This is a genomic window from Pseudomonas sp. LH1G9 (assembly GCF_002949975.1).
Taxonomy (GTDB): Bacteria; Pseudomonadota; Gammaproteobacteria; order Pseudomonadales; family Pseudomonadaceae; genus Aquipseudomonas; species Aquipseudomonas veronii.
Genome location: NZ_CP026880.1, coordinates 3,164,793 through 3,180,733 on the forward strand (window position 1 = coordinate 3,164,793; position 15,941 = coordinate 3,180,733).

Annotated in this window: 14 protein-coding genes and 1 pseudogene; 5 read left to right on the forward strand and 10 right to left on the reverse strand. The window is 60.8% G+C overall.

The features are described from left to right. Nucleotides 1-214 precede the first annotated feature (214 nt). The 4 genes and pseudogenes from C5F70_RS14500 to C5F70_RS14515 all read left to right on the forward strand — a co-directional run. Nucleotides 215-2,026: a di-heme-cytochrome C peroxidase gene (locus tag C5F70_RS14500; RefSeq protein ID WP_104903589.1), complete on the forward strand. Its 1,812-nt coding sequence runs from the start codon at nucleotides 215-217 to the stop codon at nucleotides 2,024-2,026. 29 nt (nucleotides 2,027-2,055) lie between these two features. Next, nucleotides 2,056-3,186 (forward strand): catalase family protein, encoded by a 1,131-nt coding sequence (locus tag C5F70_RS14505; protein WP_371920074.1) that lies wholly within the window; start codon nucleotides 2,056-2,058, stop codon nucleotides 3,184-3,186. Nucleotides 3,187-3,753: 567 nt separating this feature from the next. Next, a complete protein-coding gene (gene kdpF / locus C5F70_RS31150) occupies nucleotides 3,754-3,807 on the forward strand; it encodes a K(+)-transporting ATPase subunit F (RefSeq protein ID WP_231590042.1) in 54 nt (17 codons plus the stop codon). Between the two features lie 69 nt (nucleotides 3,808-3,876). Further along, a pseudogene (locus C5F70_RS14515) lies at nucleotides 3,877-4,125 on the forward strand (winged helix-turn-helix domain-containing protein); the annotation flags it as partial. Here C5F70_RS14515 and C5F70_RS14520 read toward each other — a convergent pair. Continuing rightward, nucleotides 4,085-5,008 (reverse strand): LysR family transcriptional regulator, encoded by a 924-nt coding sequence (locus C5F70_RS14520; protein ID WP_046384153.1) that lies wholly within the window; start codon nucleotides 5,006-5,008, stop codon nucleotides 4,085-4,087. The pseudogene C5F70_RS14515 and the gene C5F70_RS14520 sit on opposite strands and share 41 nt — an antisense overlap. A gap of 105 nt (nucleotides 5,009-5,113) precedes the next feature. On the opposite strand from C5F70_RS14520, the gene C5F70_RS14525 reads away from it, so the two are divergent. Next, entirely contained in the window at nucleotides 5,114-6,634 is a 1,521-nt protein-coding gene (locus tag C5F70_RS14525) for an MFS transporter (RefSeq protein ID WP_104903590.1), read from the forward strand. Between the two features lie 368 nt (nucleotides 6,635-7,002). Here C5F70_RS14525 and C5F70_RS14530 read toward each other — a convergent pair whose 3' ends face one another. From C5F70_RS14530 to C5F70_RS14570, 9 genes are all read right to left on the reverse strand, one after another. Continuing rightward, nucleotides 7,003-7,626: an NIPSNAP family protein gene (locus tag C5F70_RS14530; RefSeq protein WP_046491074.1), complete on the reverse strand. Its 624-nt coding sequence runs from the start codon at nucleotides 7,624-7,626 to the stop codon at nucleotides 7,003-7,005. Nucleotides 7,627-7,641: 15 nt separating this feature from the next. Beyond that, nucleotides 7,642-8,841: an alpha-hydroxy acid oxidase gene (locus tag C5F70_RS14535; protein WP_017846875.1), complete on the reverse strand. Its 1,200-nt coding sequence runs from the start codon at nucleotides 8,839-8,841 to the stop codon at nucleotides 7,642-7,644. 96 nt (nucleotides 8,842-8,937) lie between these two features. Next, nucleotides 8,938-10,239: an MFS transporter gene (locus tag C5F70_RS14540; RefSeq protein WP_104903591.1), complete on the reverse strand. Its 1,302-nt coding sequence runs from the start codon at nucleotides 10,237-10,239 to the stop codon at nucleotides 8,938-8,940. A gap of 152 nt (nucleotides 10,240-10,391) precedes the next feature. Then, nucleotides 10,392-11,645, reverse strand: a complete 1,254-nt coding sequence (locus C5F70_RS14545) for an OprD family outer membrane porin (RefSeq protein ID WP_104903592.1) — start codon at nucleotides 11,643-11,645, stop codon at nucleotides 10,392-10,394. Between the two features lie 201 nt (nucleotides 11,646-11,846). Beyond that, on the reverse strand, nucleotides 11,847-12,347 hold the full coding sequence (locus tag C5F70_RS14550; protein ID WP_026140007.1) for a flavin reductase: 501 nt from the start codon (nucleotides 12,345-12,347) through the stop codon (nucleotides 11,847-11,849). A gap of 12 nt (nucleotides 12,348-12,359) precedes the next feature. Beyond that, nucleotides 12,360-13,319 (reverse strand): PDR/VanB family oxidoreductase, encoded by a 960-nt coding sequence (locus tag C5F70_RS14555; RefSeq protein ID WP_017846871.1) that lies wholly within the window; start codon nucleotides 13,317-13,319, stop codon nucleotides 12,360-12,362. Between the two features lie 78 nt (nucleotides 13,320-13,397). Beyond that, nucleotides 13,398-14,138 carry an SDR family NAD(P)-dependent oxidoreductase gene (locus C5F70_RS14560; protein ID WP_102618357.1) on the reverse strand — a complete coding sequence of 247 codons (741 nt, stop codon included), beginning with the start codon at nucleotides 14,136-14,138 and terminating at the stop codon, nucleotides 13,398-13,400. Nucleotides 14,139-14,148: 10 nt separating this feature from the next. After that, nucleotides 14,149-14,625: an aromatic-ring-hydroxylating dioxygenase subunit beta gene (locus tag C5F70_RS14565; RefSeq protein ID WP_017846869.1), complete on the reverse strand. Its 477-nt coding sequence runs from the start codon at nucleotides 14,623-14,625 to the stop codon at nucleotides 14,149-14,151. A gap of 27 nt (nucleotides 14,626-14,652) precedes the next feature. Continuing rightward, entirely contained in the window at nucleotides 14,653-15,918 is a 1,266-nt protein-coding gene (locus C5F70_RS14570) for a Rieske 2Fe-2S domain-containing protein (protein WP_226926277.1), read from the reverse strand. Nucleotides 15,919-15,941 lie beyond the last annotated feature (23 nt).

Consider the following 15,941-nt stretch of genomic DNA (forward strand, 5'->3'; position numbering starts at 1 on the left):
CGAATAAAGTCGCGAGCTTATCAGGCGGCCACGACCAATGGCTACCGGCATCTGAGCAGGAAACTTCTGATAAGTTCACGTGTTTAAACGCATTTTCATTCATGATGGGCGCCCGCGACGGATCGCGGGACTGCCTGTCAGCAGGACCATGGCCACTTGCCGCACCTGTGGCGTAGTGGCATAACAACGCAATCACTCGACAAGGATAGTTATCTTGCGCATTTTTTCCCGTGTTTTATTGCTGATTCTCGCCCTGCTGGGCCTGATCCTGGCGGTGGTGCTCTATTACACCGTCAACCCCAGGCTGCCGGACTACGTGCCCGTGGAACAGGTACGCTACCAGGACCAATGGAGTGCCGCCGACCGCCAGACCTATTACTTCACGCCCCAGGGCACCCAGGTAAAAGGCCTGCATTACGACTGGTTCACCGCGCTGGAACTGCCGTTTTCCGAACAGCGCTTCGCCGCCCCGGAGTACCTGGCACGCTTCGGCTTCCTGGTCGACCCCAAGCAAGTGCCCAGCACACAAAACCCCGGCAACCTGCCGGTCGGCTTCGCTCGACACAAGAATGCCGGCAACAATACCGAATACCTGGACATCACCTGCGCCGCCTGCCACACCGGCGAACTGCATTTCAACGGCCAGGCCCTGCGCATCGACGGCGGTTCGGCCCAGCACGTGCTGCCGTCCAGCGTGCCGACCTTGCGCGGCGGCAGTTTCGGCCAGGCCCTGGTGGCCAGCCTCGCCGCGACGTATTACAACCCCTGGAAATTCGAGCGCTTCGCCCGCAAGGTGCTCGGCCACGATTACGACACTCACAATGAACAACTGCTGCGCCAGGACTTCAAACAGTCGCTGAACCAGTTCCTCAAAGTCGCCTGGAACGACACCCATCGCGGCCTCTACCCCACCGAAGAAGGCCCGGGGCGCACCGATGCCTTCGGCCGTATCGCCAACGCCAGCTTCGGCGACGCGATTTCGCCGGACAATTACCGCGTTGCCAACGCGCCGGTGGACTACCCGCAGCTGTGGGATATCTGGACGTTCGACTGGGTGCAATGGAACGGTTCAGCGCAACAACCGATGGCGCGCAACATCGGCGAAGCCCTCGGCGTGGGAGCCACCCTGGGCTTCTTCGACAACGCCGGCCAGCCGCTTCAGGGCGACGCGCGCTACCCGTCGAGCGTGCGGGTGCGCGACCTGAACCTGATCGAAGAAACCCTGCAGCGCCTCAAGCCGCCGACCTGGCCGGAAGACCTGTTCGGCGCCATCGACAAGCCCCTCGCCGCCCAGGGCCGCGCACTGTTCGCCGAAAACTGCGCCGGCTGCCATGTGCCGGCCGTCACCCAGCAAAATGGCCGCCCGGTACAGCAACTGAAGATGCTCCCGGTGGACGCCATCGGCACCGACCCTGGCGCCGCCAACAACATTGCCGACCAGCGCTATGACCTCAGCGCCTTGAAATGGGACCCGGCGGAGCTGGCCAAACTGAATGTCGAGTTGCACCCCACGCCCACCGAACCGCTGGACCTGAAAAAAATCTCCGTGGCCAAGGGCCTGGCCTACGTCACCGCCTTCGTTGAGGACCACGCCTACCGCGCCGCCGGAGTTCCCCCGGCCGAGCGCCCACGCCTGGACGGTTACGGCCTGCCCATCGGCGTGCGCGAATTGCGCGCCTACAAAGCGCGGCCGCTGGCCGGCGTGTGGGCCACCCCGCCGTTCTTGCACAACGGCTCGGTGCCGACGATCTACCAGTTGCTCTCGCCCCAGGACGAGCGCGCCACCACCTTCTATAAAGGCACCTTCGACTACGACCCGCGCCACCTGGGCTTTCAGACCGACGCGTTCAAAAATGCCTTCCTGTTCGATACGCGCATCACCGGCAACCACAACAGCGGCCATGAATTCCGTGCCGGCCAGCGTGGCAACGGGGTCATCGGTCGCGGCTTGCTGCCCCAGGAACGCTGGGCGCTGCTCGAATACCTCAAAGTCCTCGGCGGCCCGCTGGAGCAACAACTGCCATGATTATCCACTCGCACAACCAGCAACCTTCCATGCTCGCGCGCCTGTGGCTGCGCCTCGGCGCCGTGCTCGGCAAAACCCTGGCATGGCTGCTGGCCCTTGGCCTGCTCGGCTGGCTGGCCGCCACCGCCTGGTACGCCTGGCAGTACAGCGGTCCGGTGTCGCCGGATGAGCAGATCCCGTCCGGTGAAGCGGCAATGACCCAAGGCATTATCCAGACGGCAGTGCGTATCGTTGACCAACACCGCGAAGGCACGCGCTACCTGCGCGACGCCCACGCCAAGGCCCACGGTTGCGTGAAGGCCGAAGTCAGTGTGCTGGCCGACCTCGACCCGGCGTTACGCCAAGGTGTGTTCGCCGAACCGGGCAAGACCTGGCACGCCATGATGCGGTTGTCCAACGGCAACGCCTACCCGCAATTCGACAGCATCCGCGATGCGCGCGGCATGGCCATCAAGCTGCTCGACGTGCCGGGCAAACAGCTGCTCGCCGACCAGCAAGCGCGGGCCGAGCAGGACTTCGTGATGTTCAGCCACCCGAACTTCTTTGTCAGCGACGTGGCCGAATACGCGCAGAACATCGGGGCCCAGGCGGACGGCAAGAAGGTCCTGGCATTTTTTCCCAAGCTCGACCCGCGCAGTTGGCAGGTGCGCCACCTGTTCATCGCCCTGGCGACCCTGGCCCCCGCGCCAGCCAGCCCGACCCAGACCACGTACTTTTCCGTCTCGCCCTACAAGTTCGGCGCGGCCAACGCCAAGTTCCGCGTCGCACCCGACCCGCAAAGCTGCCCGGATTACGTGCCGCCCAAACAGAACCAGGACCTGCCGAACTTCCTGCGCAGTGCGCTGAACCAGCAACTGTCCACCGACCGCGTACCGGCGTGTTTCGTGTTGCAGATCCAGCGGCAGAACCCGCAGAAGTTCATGCCGATCGAGGACACCAGCATCGAATGGAAGGAAAGCGATGCGCCCTATGAAACCGTGGCCAAGGTGACGATCCCCGCCCAGGATTTCGACACGCCGGCGCTGAACCTGGCGTGCGACAACCAGTCGTTCAACCCGTGGTTCGGGCTGGAGGCGCACCGCCCCATCGGCGGGATCAACCGGTTGCGTAAAGCGGTGTACGAAGCTGTCAGCGACTATCGGCATAGCCGCAACTTGTAAGGTTGGGGCTGTGTGGGAGGGGGCTTGCTGCCTCCCACATTTAGATCTCATTACAATAAGCAGATGTTGTGTTGTTCTGCTTTTCGTAAAGAATGCGTATAGATTGCCAATTCGCCATAACGATTACGTCGCCTCTATTGAGTCACTAAGCGCGAACGTTCTACCGTCACTTCCTACCCCCAAACATCCGTAGGAAGTCATCGTGGAAAGTTCAACTTTAGGCATGGTCGTCCTCTCAATGATTGCACTCTTCGGCACCGCCGCGTTTTGCTTCGAGCACCTCGCCACGCGCAGCGAGAAGAAAAAGAAAGCCAAATAAACAGCGCGTCAACATTAGCAGGACCCCAGTTTTTCAAGGGATACCCGGGCGGCGGGCTATCCCTTTTTTTCGTTCGCCCCGCATAATTTCGTCTCTATACCGTCTTAATACCGCCGCCGCTAATCAGTGCCTGGGCTTGATACCCCAGCGATTAACCTCCCCGCGTCCGCCATTGCGGCTTATTCATTCAGGGGAGTTACACCGTGCTCACACTCACGTTCATTTATATCGCCAGCGGCTTATGCGCCGTGGGGCTGTTCGCTTACTTGGGCTACGCACTTATTCGCGCAGAAAAATTCTAGGGAGTTCGCCATGTACAACCTGATGTTTATTGGCCTCTCCCTGGTGTTTTTTGTTGCGACCGCCATGGGCGCTCGGGCCAGCCGGTCCACCTGACGCCCATCGAGTACCGCTTGCTCTGTGCGATGATTCGCGGCCAGAGCCGGGTGCTGACTCACCGGCAACTGCTGCTGGAAGTGTGGGGCCTGGACTACGTCGACCGCGCCCACTACCTACGTGTACACATGGCGCATTTGCGGCAAAAACTCGAGGCCGACCCGGCGCAGCCGCAGTACTTCATTACCGAGTTGCAGGTGGGCTACCGGTTGGTCGGGTTGTGAACAGGCGCGCGGCGGCGAAGTCCACGAACACGCGGATTTTCGGCGAGAGATGGCGGCTGGACGGCCACAACGCCCAGAACTGGCCCTCGTCCTCGCAATGGCCCTCCAACACGGTGTCCAACTGCCCTTGGGCGAGCGCCTCGCGGGCGAGAAAGTCCGGCACGTAGGCAATGCCGTGGCCATCGACGGCGGCGCTGAGCATGGCTTCCATATTGTTCAACGTCAGCGCCGTGGGCAGGCGCAACGCCGTGATCGCGGGGTTGGCGGACAACGTCCAGTCCATGATTTTGCCGGTGGTGGCAAACCGATAACGCAGGCATGGGTGGCGCTCAAGATCGGCGAGGGTTGCCGGCCGTCCGTGCTCGCGCAGATACGCGGGCGATGCACACAGCACAAACCTGAACGGCCCCAGCTTGCGGGCCATCAAGCTCGAATCGGCCAGGCCGCCGCTGCGGATCACTACGTCGAAGCCCTCCTCGATCACATCCACCAGGTGGTCGTTGAAATCCAGTTCCAGCTCGATCTCCGGGTAGGTCTGCCTGAACGCGAGCATATGCGGAAAGAGAAAGCGGTAGCCGATGGTCGGCAGGCTGACGCGCAACTTGCCACGGGGCGCTTGTATGGCATGGGAAAGCATGGCGCGGGCGTCGTGCAGGTCGTCGAGAATTTTCCGACAGCGCTCGTAGAACAATTGACCTTCGGCGGTCAGGCCGACTTTGCGCGTGCTGCGATGCAGCAGGCGCACATTCAGCGAGGCTTCGAGTTTGGCGACATTCTTGCCCACCGCCGAGGCGGAAACCCCCAGTGCCCGCGCTGCCCCCACGAAGCTGAGGGCTTCTGCCGTTTTGACGAAGGCGATCACGCCGCTGAGATTATCCGTCACGCTATTACATCCATTTAGTCCGTTATGAGTGGAATGTAAGGCTGTTTATCGACGATTGCATCCTGTCTAGAGTCTTTGTCTTCATAAAACAGCCGGAATACCCCCATGCACACCACCACCGAGACCCTGCCCGCCCCGGGCCGCCATGCCATCCTGGCCGCGATTTGCCTGGCGGCGTTGGTGTTGCCCATGAGCTTTACCGGCGGCGCTGTCGCCACGCCATTTATCGGCCAGACATTCGCCGCCCACCCCACGCAACTGGCGTGGATCACCAACGCGTTCATGCTCAGCTTCGGCAGCTTGTTGATGGCCGCCGGCACCCTCGCCGACCGCTATGGGCGCAAGCGCCTGTTTTTATGGGGCATGGCACTGTTTACTGGCGCCTCCCTGTGGCTGACGGTGGCACCGGGCATGCTCTGGCTGGATGCCTTGCGCGCACTGCAGGGCGTCGCGGCGGCCATCGCGCTGGCCAGCGGTTGTGCGGCGCTGGCCCAGGAATTTGACGGGCATGCGCGCACGCGCGCCTTCAGCCTGCTGGGCACCACCTTCGGCGCGGGGCTGGCGTTTGGCCCGCTGTTGTCGGGGCTGCTGATCGAACAGTGGAGCTGGCGCGCGATTTTCCTCGGCACGGCCGTGCTGGCAGGCCTCTCGCTCATGCTCGCCGCGCCGACCCTGCGGGAAAGCCGCGATCCCCGGGCACTGCGCCTGGACACGGTCGGCGTGCTGACGTTTTCGGCCATGCTGGTGAGCTTGACCACAGCGGTCATCCTCGCGCCGGAACAGGGTTGGGGCGCGGCGAGCACACGGTACCTGCTGGCGGCCGCCGCCGTGTTGCTGCTGGTGTTTATCCTCGTTGAACATCGCGCCCGCCACCCGATGCTCGACCTGCAGCTGTTTCGCTTTGCGCGCTTCCTTGGTGTGCAACTGCTGCCGATCGGTACCTGTTACTGCTACATCGTCCTGATCGTGTTGCTGCCCCTGCGCTTTATCGGCGTCGAAGGCCACGGCGCGTCCGAGGCAGGCTTGATGATGCTCGCACTGTCGGCGCCCATGCTGGGGGTGCCGATGCTCGCGGCGACGCTCACGCGCTGGCTGTCGGCGGGCGTGCTGTGCGCCATTGGCCTGCTGATCGCGGCGGCGGGCTTGTATGCGCTGAGCCTGGTTCAGGGCGGCCAGTCGTGGCAGACAGTGGTCGCGATGCTGATCATCGGCATCGGCACCGGGTTGCCATGGGGCTTGATGGACGGGCTGGCGATCAGCGTGGTTCCCAAAGAACGTGCGGGTATGGCGACGGGGATTTTCAATACCACACGCGTGGCCAGTGAGGGCGTGGCGCTGGCGGTCACCCTGGCGGTGTTGAGCGCCTTGGTTGCGCATCATCTGCCGCAGCACACGGCGCTGGACGTTTCCGTCATTGCGCAGAGCCTGGTCATGGGCAATGTGCAGCACGCCAGTGCGAGCCTGCCCGTGGCGGTGTTGCGCACGGCCTATATCGCCGGCTTCAGCAACTTGTTGCAACTGCTGGCGGGCGTCACCTTGCTGACGGCCGCGGCGGTGCTCATTTTCCTCGGTCGACGCCCCATCGCGCCCCTCCACGCCGAGGCCGCACAGGGAGCGCCGAGCTGAATGGCAGGCACAAAAAAAGGTTCTTCACGGAATCCCGGGAAACACAGAAACAAGAACGCCGATTTGATGGATGATGTTCGTGCGAGCAAACACATCTAAAAAACCGGCGTTCTTGTGCGCGATATTAATACTTTTCTTCCCTTTTGGGAGGGCTTTTCTGTCGTCACGATCAAACCTGACGGCGATGCCTGTAGGCGCCGACGCCAAATTGAACCAAGTGCCGATGCAAGACTGACCCCACCTCAAATAGACACCAATGTAGAACAGGCAATGGTTTTTGAGGAATCAGACTGGGTCAGAGACATCTCGGCAACTAGGTCAATTCGGCGTCGGCGCCAACAGGCAACTTAAACAGACGGCATTAAGGTTTAGCACAACGGCGAAAAGCTCGCGGGCAGGTAGACGATAGAATGCATGGTTCGCAGTTGCGGCCCTGAGTTTTCCGGAGGCCAAACTCCGTCGGCCACTGCGCGCGTACGCACGTCAAGGCGTTGCTCCAAGTTGGTGTAGGGCCAAATGTGCAGGTAGCGAGGTAGGGCGCCCGAGGTGGCGTAAAAAGCCGCATACACCGATGAGTAGTTTGCGCCAGTGCGCGCCGACACGGCTTTGGCCCAGCCATCGAGAGTCGGTTGCAGGCCGGAAGGAATCAGATCGTATTCACGCAATTCGTAGAAAGGCCCGTGGGCGCCGGGAGCCAGGGGTTTGAGGAAGGGAAACAGGCAGTAGTCGTCGGCCTGCATGTCGAGCAGGAACTCGCCGATACCGAAGGCATCGTCAGCCAGCAGATAACGCTCACGTTCGGCCTGGCGCAGTGCTTCACTGGGAAAGCCGCGTAGCAGAACGATGCGATTCTGCGGACCAATCTCCGAGAGCCAGCAGCCCATCAACTCTACGCCATCCAGGCTCTGCGCCAGGGCCGCTTCGATACGTGCCAAGGCGACGGTCGGGGTGCGCACGCGCACGGTGAAGGTGATCAGTTCATACAAGCGCATGGGTACTCCAATCGGTCAGTAGGCCCGCACAACGGCGGGCCGCATGTTGAAGGTCAGCCATTCGGCCGAGAGGTCATCTATGTCAGGGCAGCCCATCAGGTTGAGTGTACGTCGCAGCTCCTCTGCGAGCAGGTCGAGCGCACGAGCCGTGCCGGCCTCTCCCGCGACCGCGACGCCATATAGGCTGGCTCGCCCTAGCAGCACGGCATCGGCCCCCAGAGCCAGGGCCTTGACGATGTCGCTACCTCGGCGGATGCCGCCATCGAGCAGCAGTGTCAGGCGGCCACGGGCCAACGGTGCGATCAGGCGTAGGGCATCGAGTCCGCTCGCCGCGCCGTCCAACTGCCGCCCACCGTGATTGCTGATCACCACACCATCCAACCCGAGGGCAATGGCGCGCTCGGCATCTGCCGGGTGCAACACGCCCTTGAGCAGCAATTGCCCGGCCCACTGGTCACGCACGCAAGCCAAGGCGTCCCAATCGAGGAGCGTATCCATCTGCTCACCGATAAATTGCATCGAGCCCAGAGCCGTGCGTTCGTCTTCAGGCAGGTAAGGGTCGAGGTTCCCCATCGATGGCAAGCCATGGGGCCACATCACCTGACGCAACCAACGTGGATGGCGCAGCACCTGCAGCTTGTTGCGCAGGCTGAGCTGGCGGGGCCGCACGAAGTTGCGCCGGTCCCACTCGCGATTGCCCAGCACCATCGCATCGCAGGTCAACAATAGGGTACTGACACCGGCCTCCCTAGCGCGGGCCAGGAGGCTAGCCTGAATGCTCGCATCGCGCATGGCGTAGAGCTGGAACCACAAATCGACGCCAGGCACCTGGCGAACGATCGTCTCCAGTGCGGCATTGGCCACAGTACTCAGACAGAAAGGCACGCCTCGCGCGGTCGCGGCTCGCGCCAAGTGAATATCCGCATCACGGTGCAACATGCCGTTGTAGCCAGTGGGACCGATCAGCAGCGGCAATGCAGCCGACTTGCCGAAGAGCGTGCGGGCGGTACCTGGTACATGGCAAGGCACTAACGCGCGCTGCTGCAGGCCGACTTCGACATAGGCCTGGCGATTGCGCTGCAAGGTCAGCTCATCCTCGGCGCCGCCGGCCAGGTACTCCCAGACGAAATGGGGCAGACGCTGGCAGGCCAGCGTTGCCAACTCAGCAATGCTATGGACGCGACTCAAGTCGGTACCGCGGTAATAACGACGCATGTTTCGATCCTCAGCGATACCTACGGTATCGTCCAACGGTAAAAAAGCTCGGGAGAGCGACCCGGGCAAAGGAGCAGGAACTCCATAAAAAGGACACTAGGCGCTTGCCTCCTGCATGGCATATGGGCGATTACGGCTGATGCTGAGTAGAGTCAGGGTCGTGATCACGCTGAAGAACACCAGCATCAGCGATACCGGCCAGGCATCGCGGTAAACGGCGAACAGCGCCGTAGCAGCCAGAGGCGCCAGACCGCCGGCAAAGATCGAGGCGATCTCATGCCCCATGGCCAGGCCGGTGTAGCGCACATGGGTGGGGAACAACTCGCCCATAAGCGCCGGCTGGGTGCCTATCATCGCCGCATGGCTAAACGGCAGGCCAAGCAACAAGGCCAGGTACACCAGCAGCGGCTGGTGAGTGTCCATCAGCCAGAAGAACGGAAACGCGAACAGCGCGAGGCTCACCGAGCCGATGGCATACACCGCACGCCGGCCGATACGATCGGACAGCCAGCCCCAAAACAGAATGCTGAAGGCCTCCACGGTCATCGCCAGCATCACCCCGATCAGCACCACCTGAGTCGACAGGCCGGTGAACTTGGCATAGGCCATGGAGAAGGACAGGAAAATGTAGGCACCACCATTCTCCGCCACCCGCAGCCCCATAGCCTGCAGTACCGCCTTGGGATGCTCGCGCAGAACCTGGAGCGCGGGCGGGTGCGCCTGAACCTCATTTTTTGCGACCGCCGCCTCGAACTCGCGACTTTCCGGCAGGCGCCGGCGAATGTAGATGCCGACACCAAAGATCAAGATGCTGAGCAGGAACGGCAGGCGCCAACCCCAACTCATGAAGTCCGGTTCAGGCAGCATCTGTACCAGGTAGAAAGCTACGGCAGAGAGTACGAAGCCGCCCGAAACACCCAGTTGACTCCATGCCGCGTAGAAACCTACTCGTTTGGCTGGGGCGTTCTCGCTGAGCATCAGCACCCCTCCCCCCCACTCACCACCCGAGGCGATGCCCTGAACGATGCGTAGAATCACCAAACAGATCGGTGCCAGATAACCGACCTGCTCGAAGGTCGGCAACAGGCCCATCAGGAAGGTCGCTCCCCCCATCATTGATAGAGTGATCACCAGGGCGCTTTTGCGGCCATGGCGATCCCCAAGATGGCCGAATATCAGCCCCCCCAACGGTCTGGCGACGAAGCCAACGGCAAAGCCGGCAAAAGCACCGAGAGTGCCGATCACCGGGTCGGTGCCGGGCGGGAAGAACAACGGACCGAACACCAGGGCAGCGGCGGTACCGTAGAGAAAGAAGTCGTACCACTCCAGGGCGTTGCCGAACACCGAAGCGACGACGATGCGGCGCAGCGACCTGGGTTGTTCACAGTGAGCATGCATAGAAAACTCCACATCCATGCTGCCCGCATACGGTTTTCGCCATAAGCGGGCAAGGGGTCGACGTCGAGTCTGCTCACGACCTCACAAGCCAGGGCCAGACAAAAGTAGCTTCACCCTATCTGACCGACTCGAAACAGATCGCGGGCAGCCTCTTAGAAAACGTTCCAGGTGTAGGTGACGTAGACGCGGTTCTCGCTGAAGTCATGACCGAAGTCGCGCTGCTGCACCAGATAGTTCTTCCACTCCACGCCTACGCCTTTTAGCAGCCCCTCCTGCACCACGTATTTCACGGCGAGGTCGCGCTCATTCTCTGCGCCATCCGGGCGACCGGCCTGGGCGATGTCGCTGCCCTTGATGAAACGGCTACTGAAGGCCAGGCCCGGCAAGCCCAGCCCGGCGAAGTTGTAGCCGTAGCCGAGCCCCCAAGAGCGTTCTTGTGGACGCATGAATGGCTGGTTGGCCCAGTTCAGCAGGTAGAACTGCGGGATGTAGCCGTTGGGCGTCGGGAAAATGCTTTCGCCGAACATGCGCTGATAGACGATGCTCGCCTTGTGTCCCCCCTTAGTCAGAGTGAAGCCGCCGGAGAATGCGCGGTTATCGATCTTACCGTTCAACGCGTCACCGTCTTCCTTGTTGTTGAAGTAACGCGCATCGGTACGCAGACGGAAGTCACCACCTAAGTCGACAGTGTGGGCGAAGCCGACGTAGTGCTGTTTGTAGATGTCATGCATCACGCCATAGAAGTAGCTGGCCTGGAAGTTCTTGGTAACGTTCCAAGTCGCACCGCCGAAGTCCAGGCCTTTGTCGCTATCGAGGTTGTCGGTGGAGCCGTACTTGTAGAACTTTTCGTGGTTGGACGATTCGCGAGTAACCGCTGACCAGAAACGTCCACCGGTGAGGGTAAGACCGTCGATTTCCTTGGACTCGACCACAGCCCCCTGGAAGATCGTGTCAAGCTGACGGCTCGGGTCGTGCCAGGCGACTGGCAATTCTGGTCGCATATCACCGACCTTCAGTTCGGTCCTGGAGTACTTCATCTTTAATGTGGCACCCGCGCGGCCGTAGTTATCCGAGGCGCGGCCGCTGCTGGAGTCCATAGGCAAAGAGCCGTCGTCGCCATGGGAATCCAGGCGAATAGCGTACTGGGCATCCATGTCCATACCGAACTGGATCGGCGTATTGGTATAGCCAGACGTAAATTGCAGGTCGAAGCCCTGGGACCAGTTGCCGACCTTGGACTGGACAGCGTCGCTGGTGGTGAAGTCACGGTTCAGATAGAGATTCTTCATGTCCACCTTCAGGTGGCTGTCGTCGACCAGGTCTGCCTGTGCGGCTATCGGTGCAATGCCCCCACCGATAAAGCACAGACTTTTAAACACGCATGCAAGTGATGATTTTTGGAACATGTGACGCTCCTTTTTTTATCCGGCGAGCCGGGTGTTGTGGTGTGAGCAGATCAACAAAAATCGATAACTTGGCAGTCAATTCACGGGGTGCTCTGAACGGCACAGTTATCCGCGAAGCAGGCAACAAGAGCCCTTCCCCGGCACGCAAGCGTCGGGGGTTTTATAGGTTTGGAAGATTTTTAAGTTACGACCAATACAGCGTCAGGACAGCGCCTTGGATACGTCACAGAGCTTGTGATATGCCCGGTTGAAGTACACCAATCCCTCTTCAGCACTGCCCTCTTTGATACGCAGAACTTCGCAGTAAAAAATGCTGTGCGAACCCACTTCATGAACTTGAGCGATGCGGCAATCGAAGTTGACCAGGGCCTCCTCCATCACCGGCGAACCACTTTCCAGGGACGTCCAGGCGGTCGAGGAAAATCGCTGATCGGAGCCAAGCTCGCGATTGGCGAATACGCCCGAAATGTCCTTCAGGTCTGCACTCAGTACATTCACGCAAAGCACACCGTTGTGCTTGAAGTGCGCGTTAGAAGAGGACGCGCGGTTCATACACACCAGCAGAGTGGGTGGTGAATCGGTAACACTGCACACCGCCGAAGCAGTGAAGCCAAAACGTCCTGCGGGGCCATCGGTGGTGATCACCGAAACGGCGCCTCCGAGTCGGGACATGGCATTGCGGAATCCGCTTACATCGACCATCGCTTTACCTCCTCAGATATCCAGAACCAGCTTTTTCGATTTGGCGCGAGAACAGCAGATCAAGATCTGGTCGTTGGCCTGCTTCTCATCGTCTGTGAGGTACACGTCGCGATGATCCGGCTCGCCTTCAAGCACATCACATAGACAAGTACCGCAGATGCCCTGCTCGCAGGAGATCTCGATCTGGATGCCGACGTCCGCCAGCGCCGCGAGGATCGTCTGCCCCTCGGCGACCTGCACCGTCTTGCCACTGCGCGCGGCGACCACCTCGAAGCTGGCACCGCTGTTGTCCACTTCAATCTGGAAGTATTCACGGTGGATATGGTCATCGGCATAGCCATGCTTCACCGACTCACCGATCACCCAGTCCATGAATCCGGACGGGCCGCAGGTATAGACATGTACGCCGCTCTCGGCCTGGCCGAGCACGCGGTCCATGTCGAGCTTCTGCGCGGGTGCCTCATCGTCGAAATGGGTGTGAACGCGCTCGGCGAAAGCGGCGCTCTGCAACTCGTCGAGAAAAGCACTGCGGCTGCGCGAGCGGCCACAGTAGTGCAGTTCAAAATCCTCGCCTTTGGCATGCAGCGCATAGGCCATGGCGATCATCGGGGTGATGCCGATGCCGCCACCGATAAGGATTGAGCGGCGCGCCTCGCTTGCCAGAGGAAACAGGTTGCGCGGCGCACTGATCTGCACCTCTGCCCCTTCTAGCAACGTGTCGTACACACTCGTGGAACCGCCGCGCGAGGCGGGGTCCCTGAGCACGCCGAGGCGGTATACAGCGCTGTCCGCCGGGTCGCTGCACAGCGAGTACTGGCGCACCAGGCCGGGGGCGATGTGGATATCCACATGGGCACCGGCTTCAAAGGCCGGCAGCTTGGCGCCACCCACCGGAATCAGGTCAAGAACGACGACACCGTCGCCCTGGAGCTGGCGCTTGCGCACCTGCACCGTCAAGAGCTCTTCAATCATCTCGGGCTCACCCGCATTGGACGTCAAGGTAAGAACGCGGCCGCTGGTTCGGCCGTCGCATTATGTTTTCGTTGAAACTCAGCGCATGAACAAACCACCATTCACGTCCCAGGTTGCCCCGGTAGTGAAATAGGCTTCCGGCCGTGCCAGTTGCACGATCAGGTCGCCGATAAAATCCGCATTCCCCAGGCGCCCCACCGGAATATTGGCGAGCATTCCTCCCATGCGCTCCGGCGATACCACTGCATGCACCATGGGCGAGTCGATCGGCCCTGGCGCAACGGCATTGACCGTCACACCGCTTGCGGCCAACTCTTTGGCGAAAATCTTGGTCAGGGTGACGATGGCGCCTTTCGATGCGGCGTAGTGCGCGCCGGTAGCGGTGCCACCGTTCTGCCCAGCCAGCGAAGCCATGTTGACGATGCGCCCGTAGCCGACCGCCGCCATGTGCGTGCCAAATACCTGGCAGCCGACAAAGATGCTTCTGGTGTTGAGGCTCATAACGCTGTCGAACTCTTCCGGGCTGATCTGCATGACCGGCGTGGTCATGGTCATTGCCGCATTGTTTACCAGTACCTGTAGAGCACCGAAGCGTTCCAGAGTAACGGCCAGTGCGGCCTCGAAATCGGCCTTGTTGGTAACGTCCAGTTTGAGCGCCAACACCCGCTCACCACTGGCATCCAGTGCCTCGGCAGCCGCCTGGGCGCGCTCCAGGGAAAGGTCGCTGATAACCACTGTGTAGCCAGCGGCGAACAGCCGGGCGGCAATGGCGTAGCCCAATCCTTGGGCTGCACCAGTGACCAGTGCGATCTGCTTCATAGCCGGACCCTCAAAGGATGTAGCCGATACCCGCGAGGGTATCGTCGGAATTGATCAGCCGGATCAGCTTGCGCTGGATCTTGAAGCTCTCGCCGCTGCGTTGCAGTTCGTACACCGTGTCCGAGCTGTAGTGCTTGAGCACGTCCTTGCGGAACTCGCGCAGGTTTTGCGCACAGCGCACAGTGACAAACTCGCCGTCATTGAACAGGACGCGAAAACGCGAAATGGTGCGTACAGTACGCGGTCGCGGAGTCGTCGAGATCGACTCACCGCCGATCAGCCGCTGCACCCGCAGCTCACGCATGTGCGCGTCGTCATAGGCGTAGTTCAGGCTGTTCTCGAAATCCTCCTCGCACGGGTCGATGGGGATGATGTAAGTGCCCTTCTGCGCCCACAGCGCCAACCAGGCGTCGTATTCGCTGTGATCGAGCATGTCGCCTTCCTGCCAGATAAAGGCGGTGACTTCCTGAAGCAATTGCAGATTCATTTTCGCGTTCTCCGTCGGTCTGGTCGGTCAGGCCGACATCATTTTTTTCCACTGCTGGTACGCTGCGCGCATACCTGTTTCGGCTGACACGTCGCTGATCCGTCCGTCTTCGCTCGGCTTCTCGCCTGGCAGGCCACGGTTGAGCATGATCCATAGATCTTCGCCAGCATTGGCCCCCTTCTGCACACGCTCCCAGGCTTCGGAATCGTCCGGCGTACCGAAGCCCATCGGACCTTGGAAGTGCTCATGCAGACGCAAGCGGTAGCGGTTGGCGGCTGCCGGGCCACCATCCATGGTGATCACCGAGTGATGGATCTCCGTTTCGTTGACCGAGATCGGCTGCAGCACCCGGAAGAACGCCATAGAGCAGGCAACGTTGGGAAACAGATTGAGGTTGAAGCCCGAACCACCGACCGCACGGACGATGCGGCGGACCTGAAGGTCCTCAATACCTTCGTCACGCAACTCCTGGGCCAGGCTTTCAAAGCGGGTCGGAATCGGTGCATCAAGGTTGGCTTCCAGGTCGATCAGGTCAGGGATCATGACCATCACGCTGTGGCCGTTGCCGAGGTCTTCGACATAGCCTGAGCCATCAACGAAATCGAGCATGTCCATGGTCTGCTGATCCACCGAGTGCAGGAACGACTTGTGAACCAGCGGAAAGTGGTAGGCGTCCGTGGTGTTTTCCAGTTGGATCTTCCAGTTGCCCGGGAAGCGGAAGCGGTGTTCGCCCGGCACCTTGATGCCATAGCCAGCACCCTGTTTCATGAACAGATCCATCCATTTTTTAGCTGGACCGAGGAAGTCCACCAGCGGCTCGATGTCGTCCTTGAAGGTGGCAAAGACCATCCCGGCGTAGCTCTCTGTACGCAGGCTGACCAGTGGCAGTTCGCTCTTGTCCAGGCAATCGCCGTAGCTGTCAGGGTGCGGAATGCCGCGCAGAGAGCCGTCCAGGGCGTAGCCCCAACCGTGATAGGGGCAGACGAAGCTGTTGGTCTTGCCCTTCTTGTGCTCGCAAACAGTGGCACCACGGTGGCGGCAGCGGTTGAGCAGGACATGGATCTGCTTCTTGCGATCACGCACGGCGATCACCGGCTGCTTGCCGATATAAGTACTCTTGTAGCTACCAGAGTCAGGGATTTCGCTCTCGTGAGCGACCCATACCCAGGTGCTGTAGAAGATTTTTTCCATCTCGGCATCGAACAGCTTCGCGTCGGTGTACAGCGAGGTGTGTACGCGGTCCGCCTGCACCCGTTCGGCGGGATCACATTCGAGGTTCACGACATCGATCATGTTATTCACAGTTGGCTCCTGGT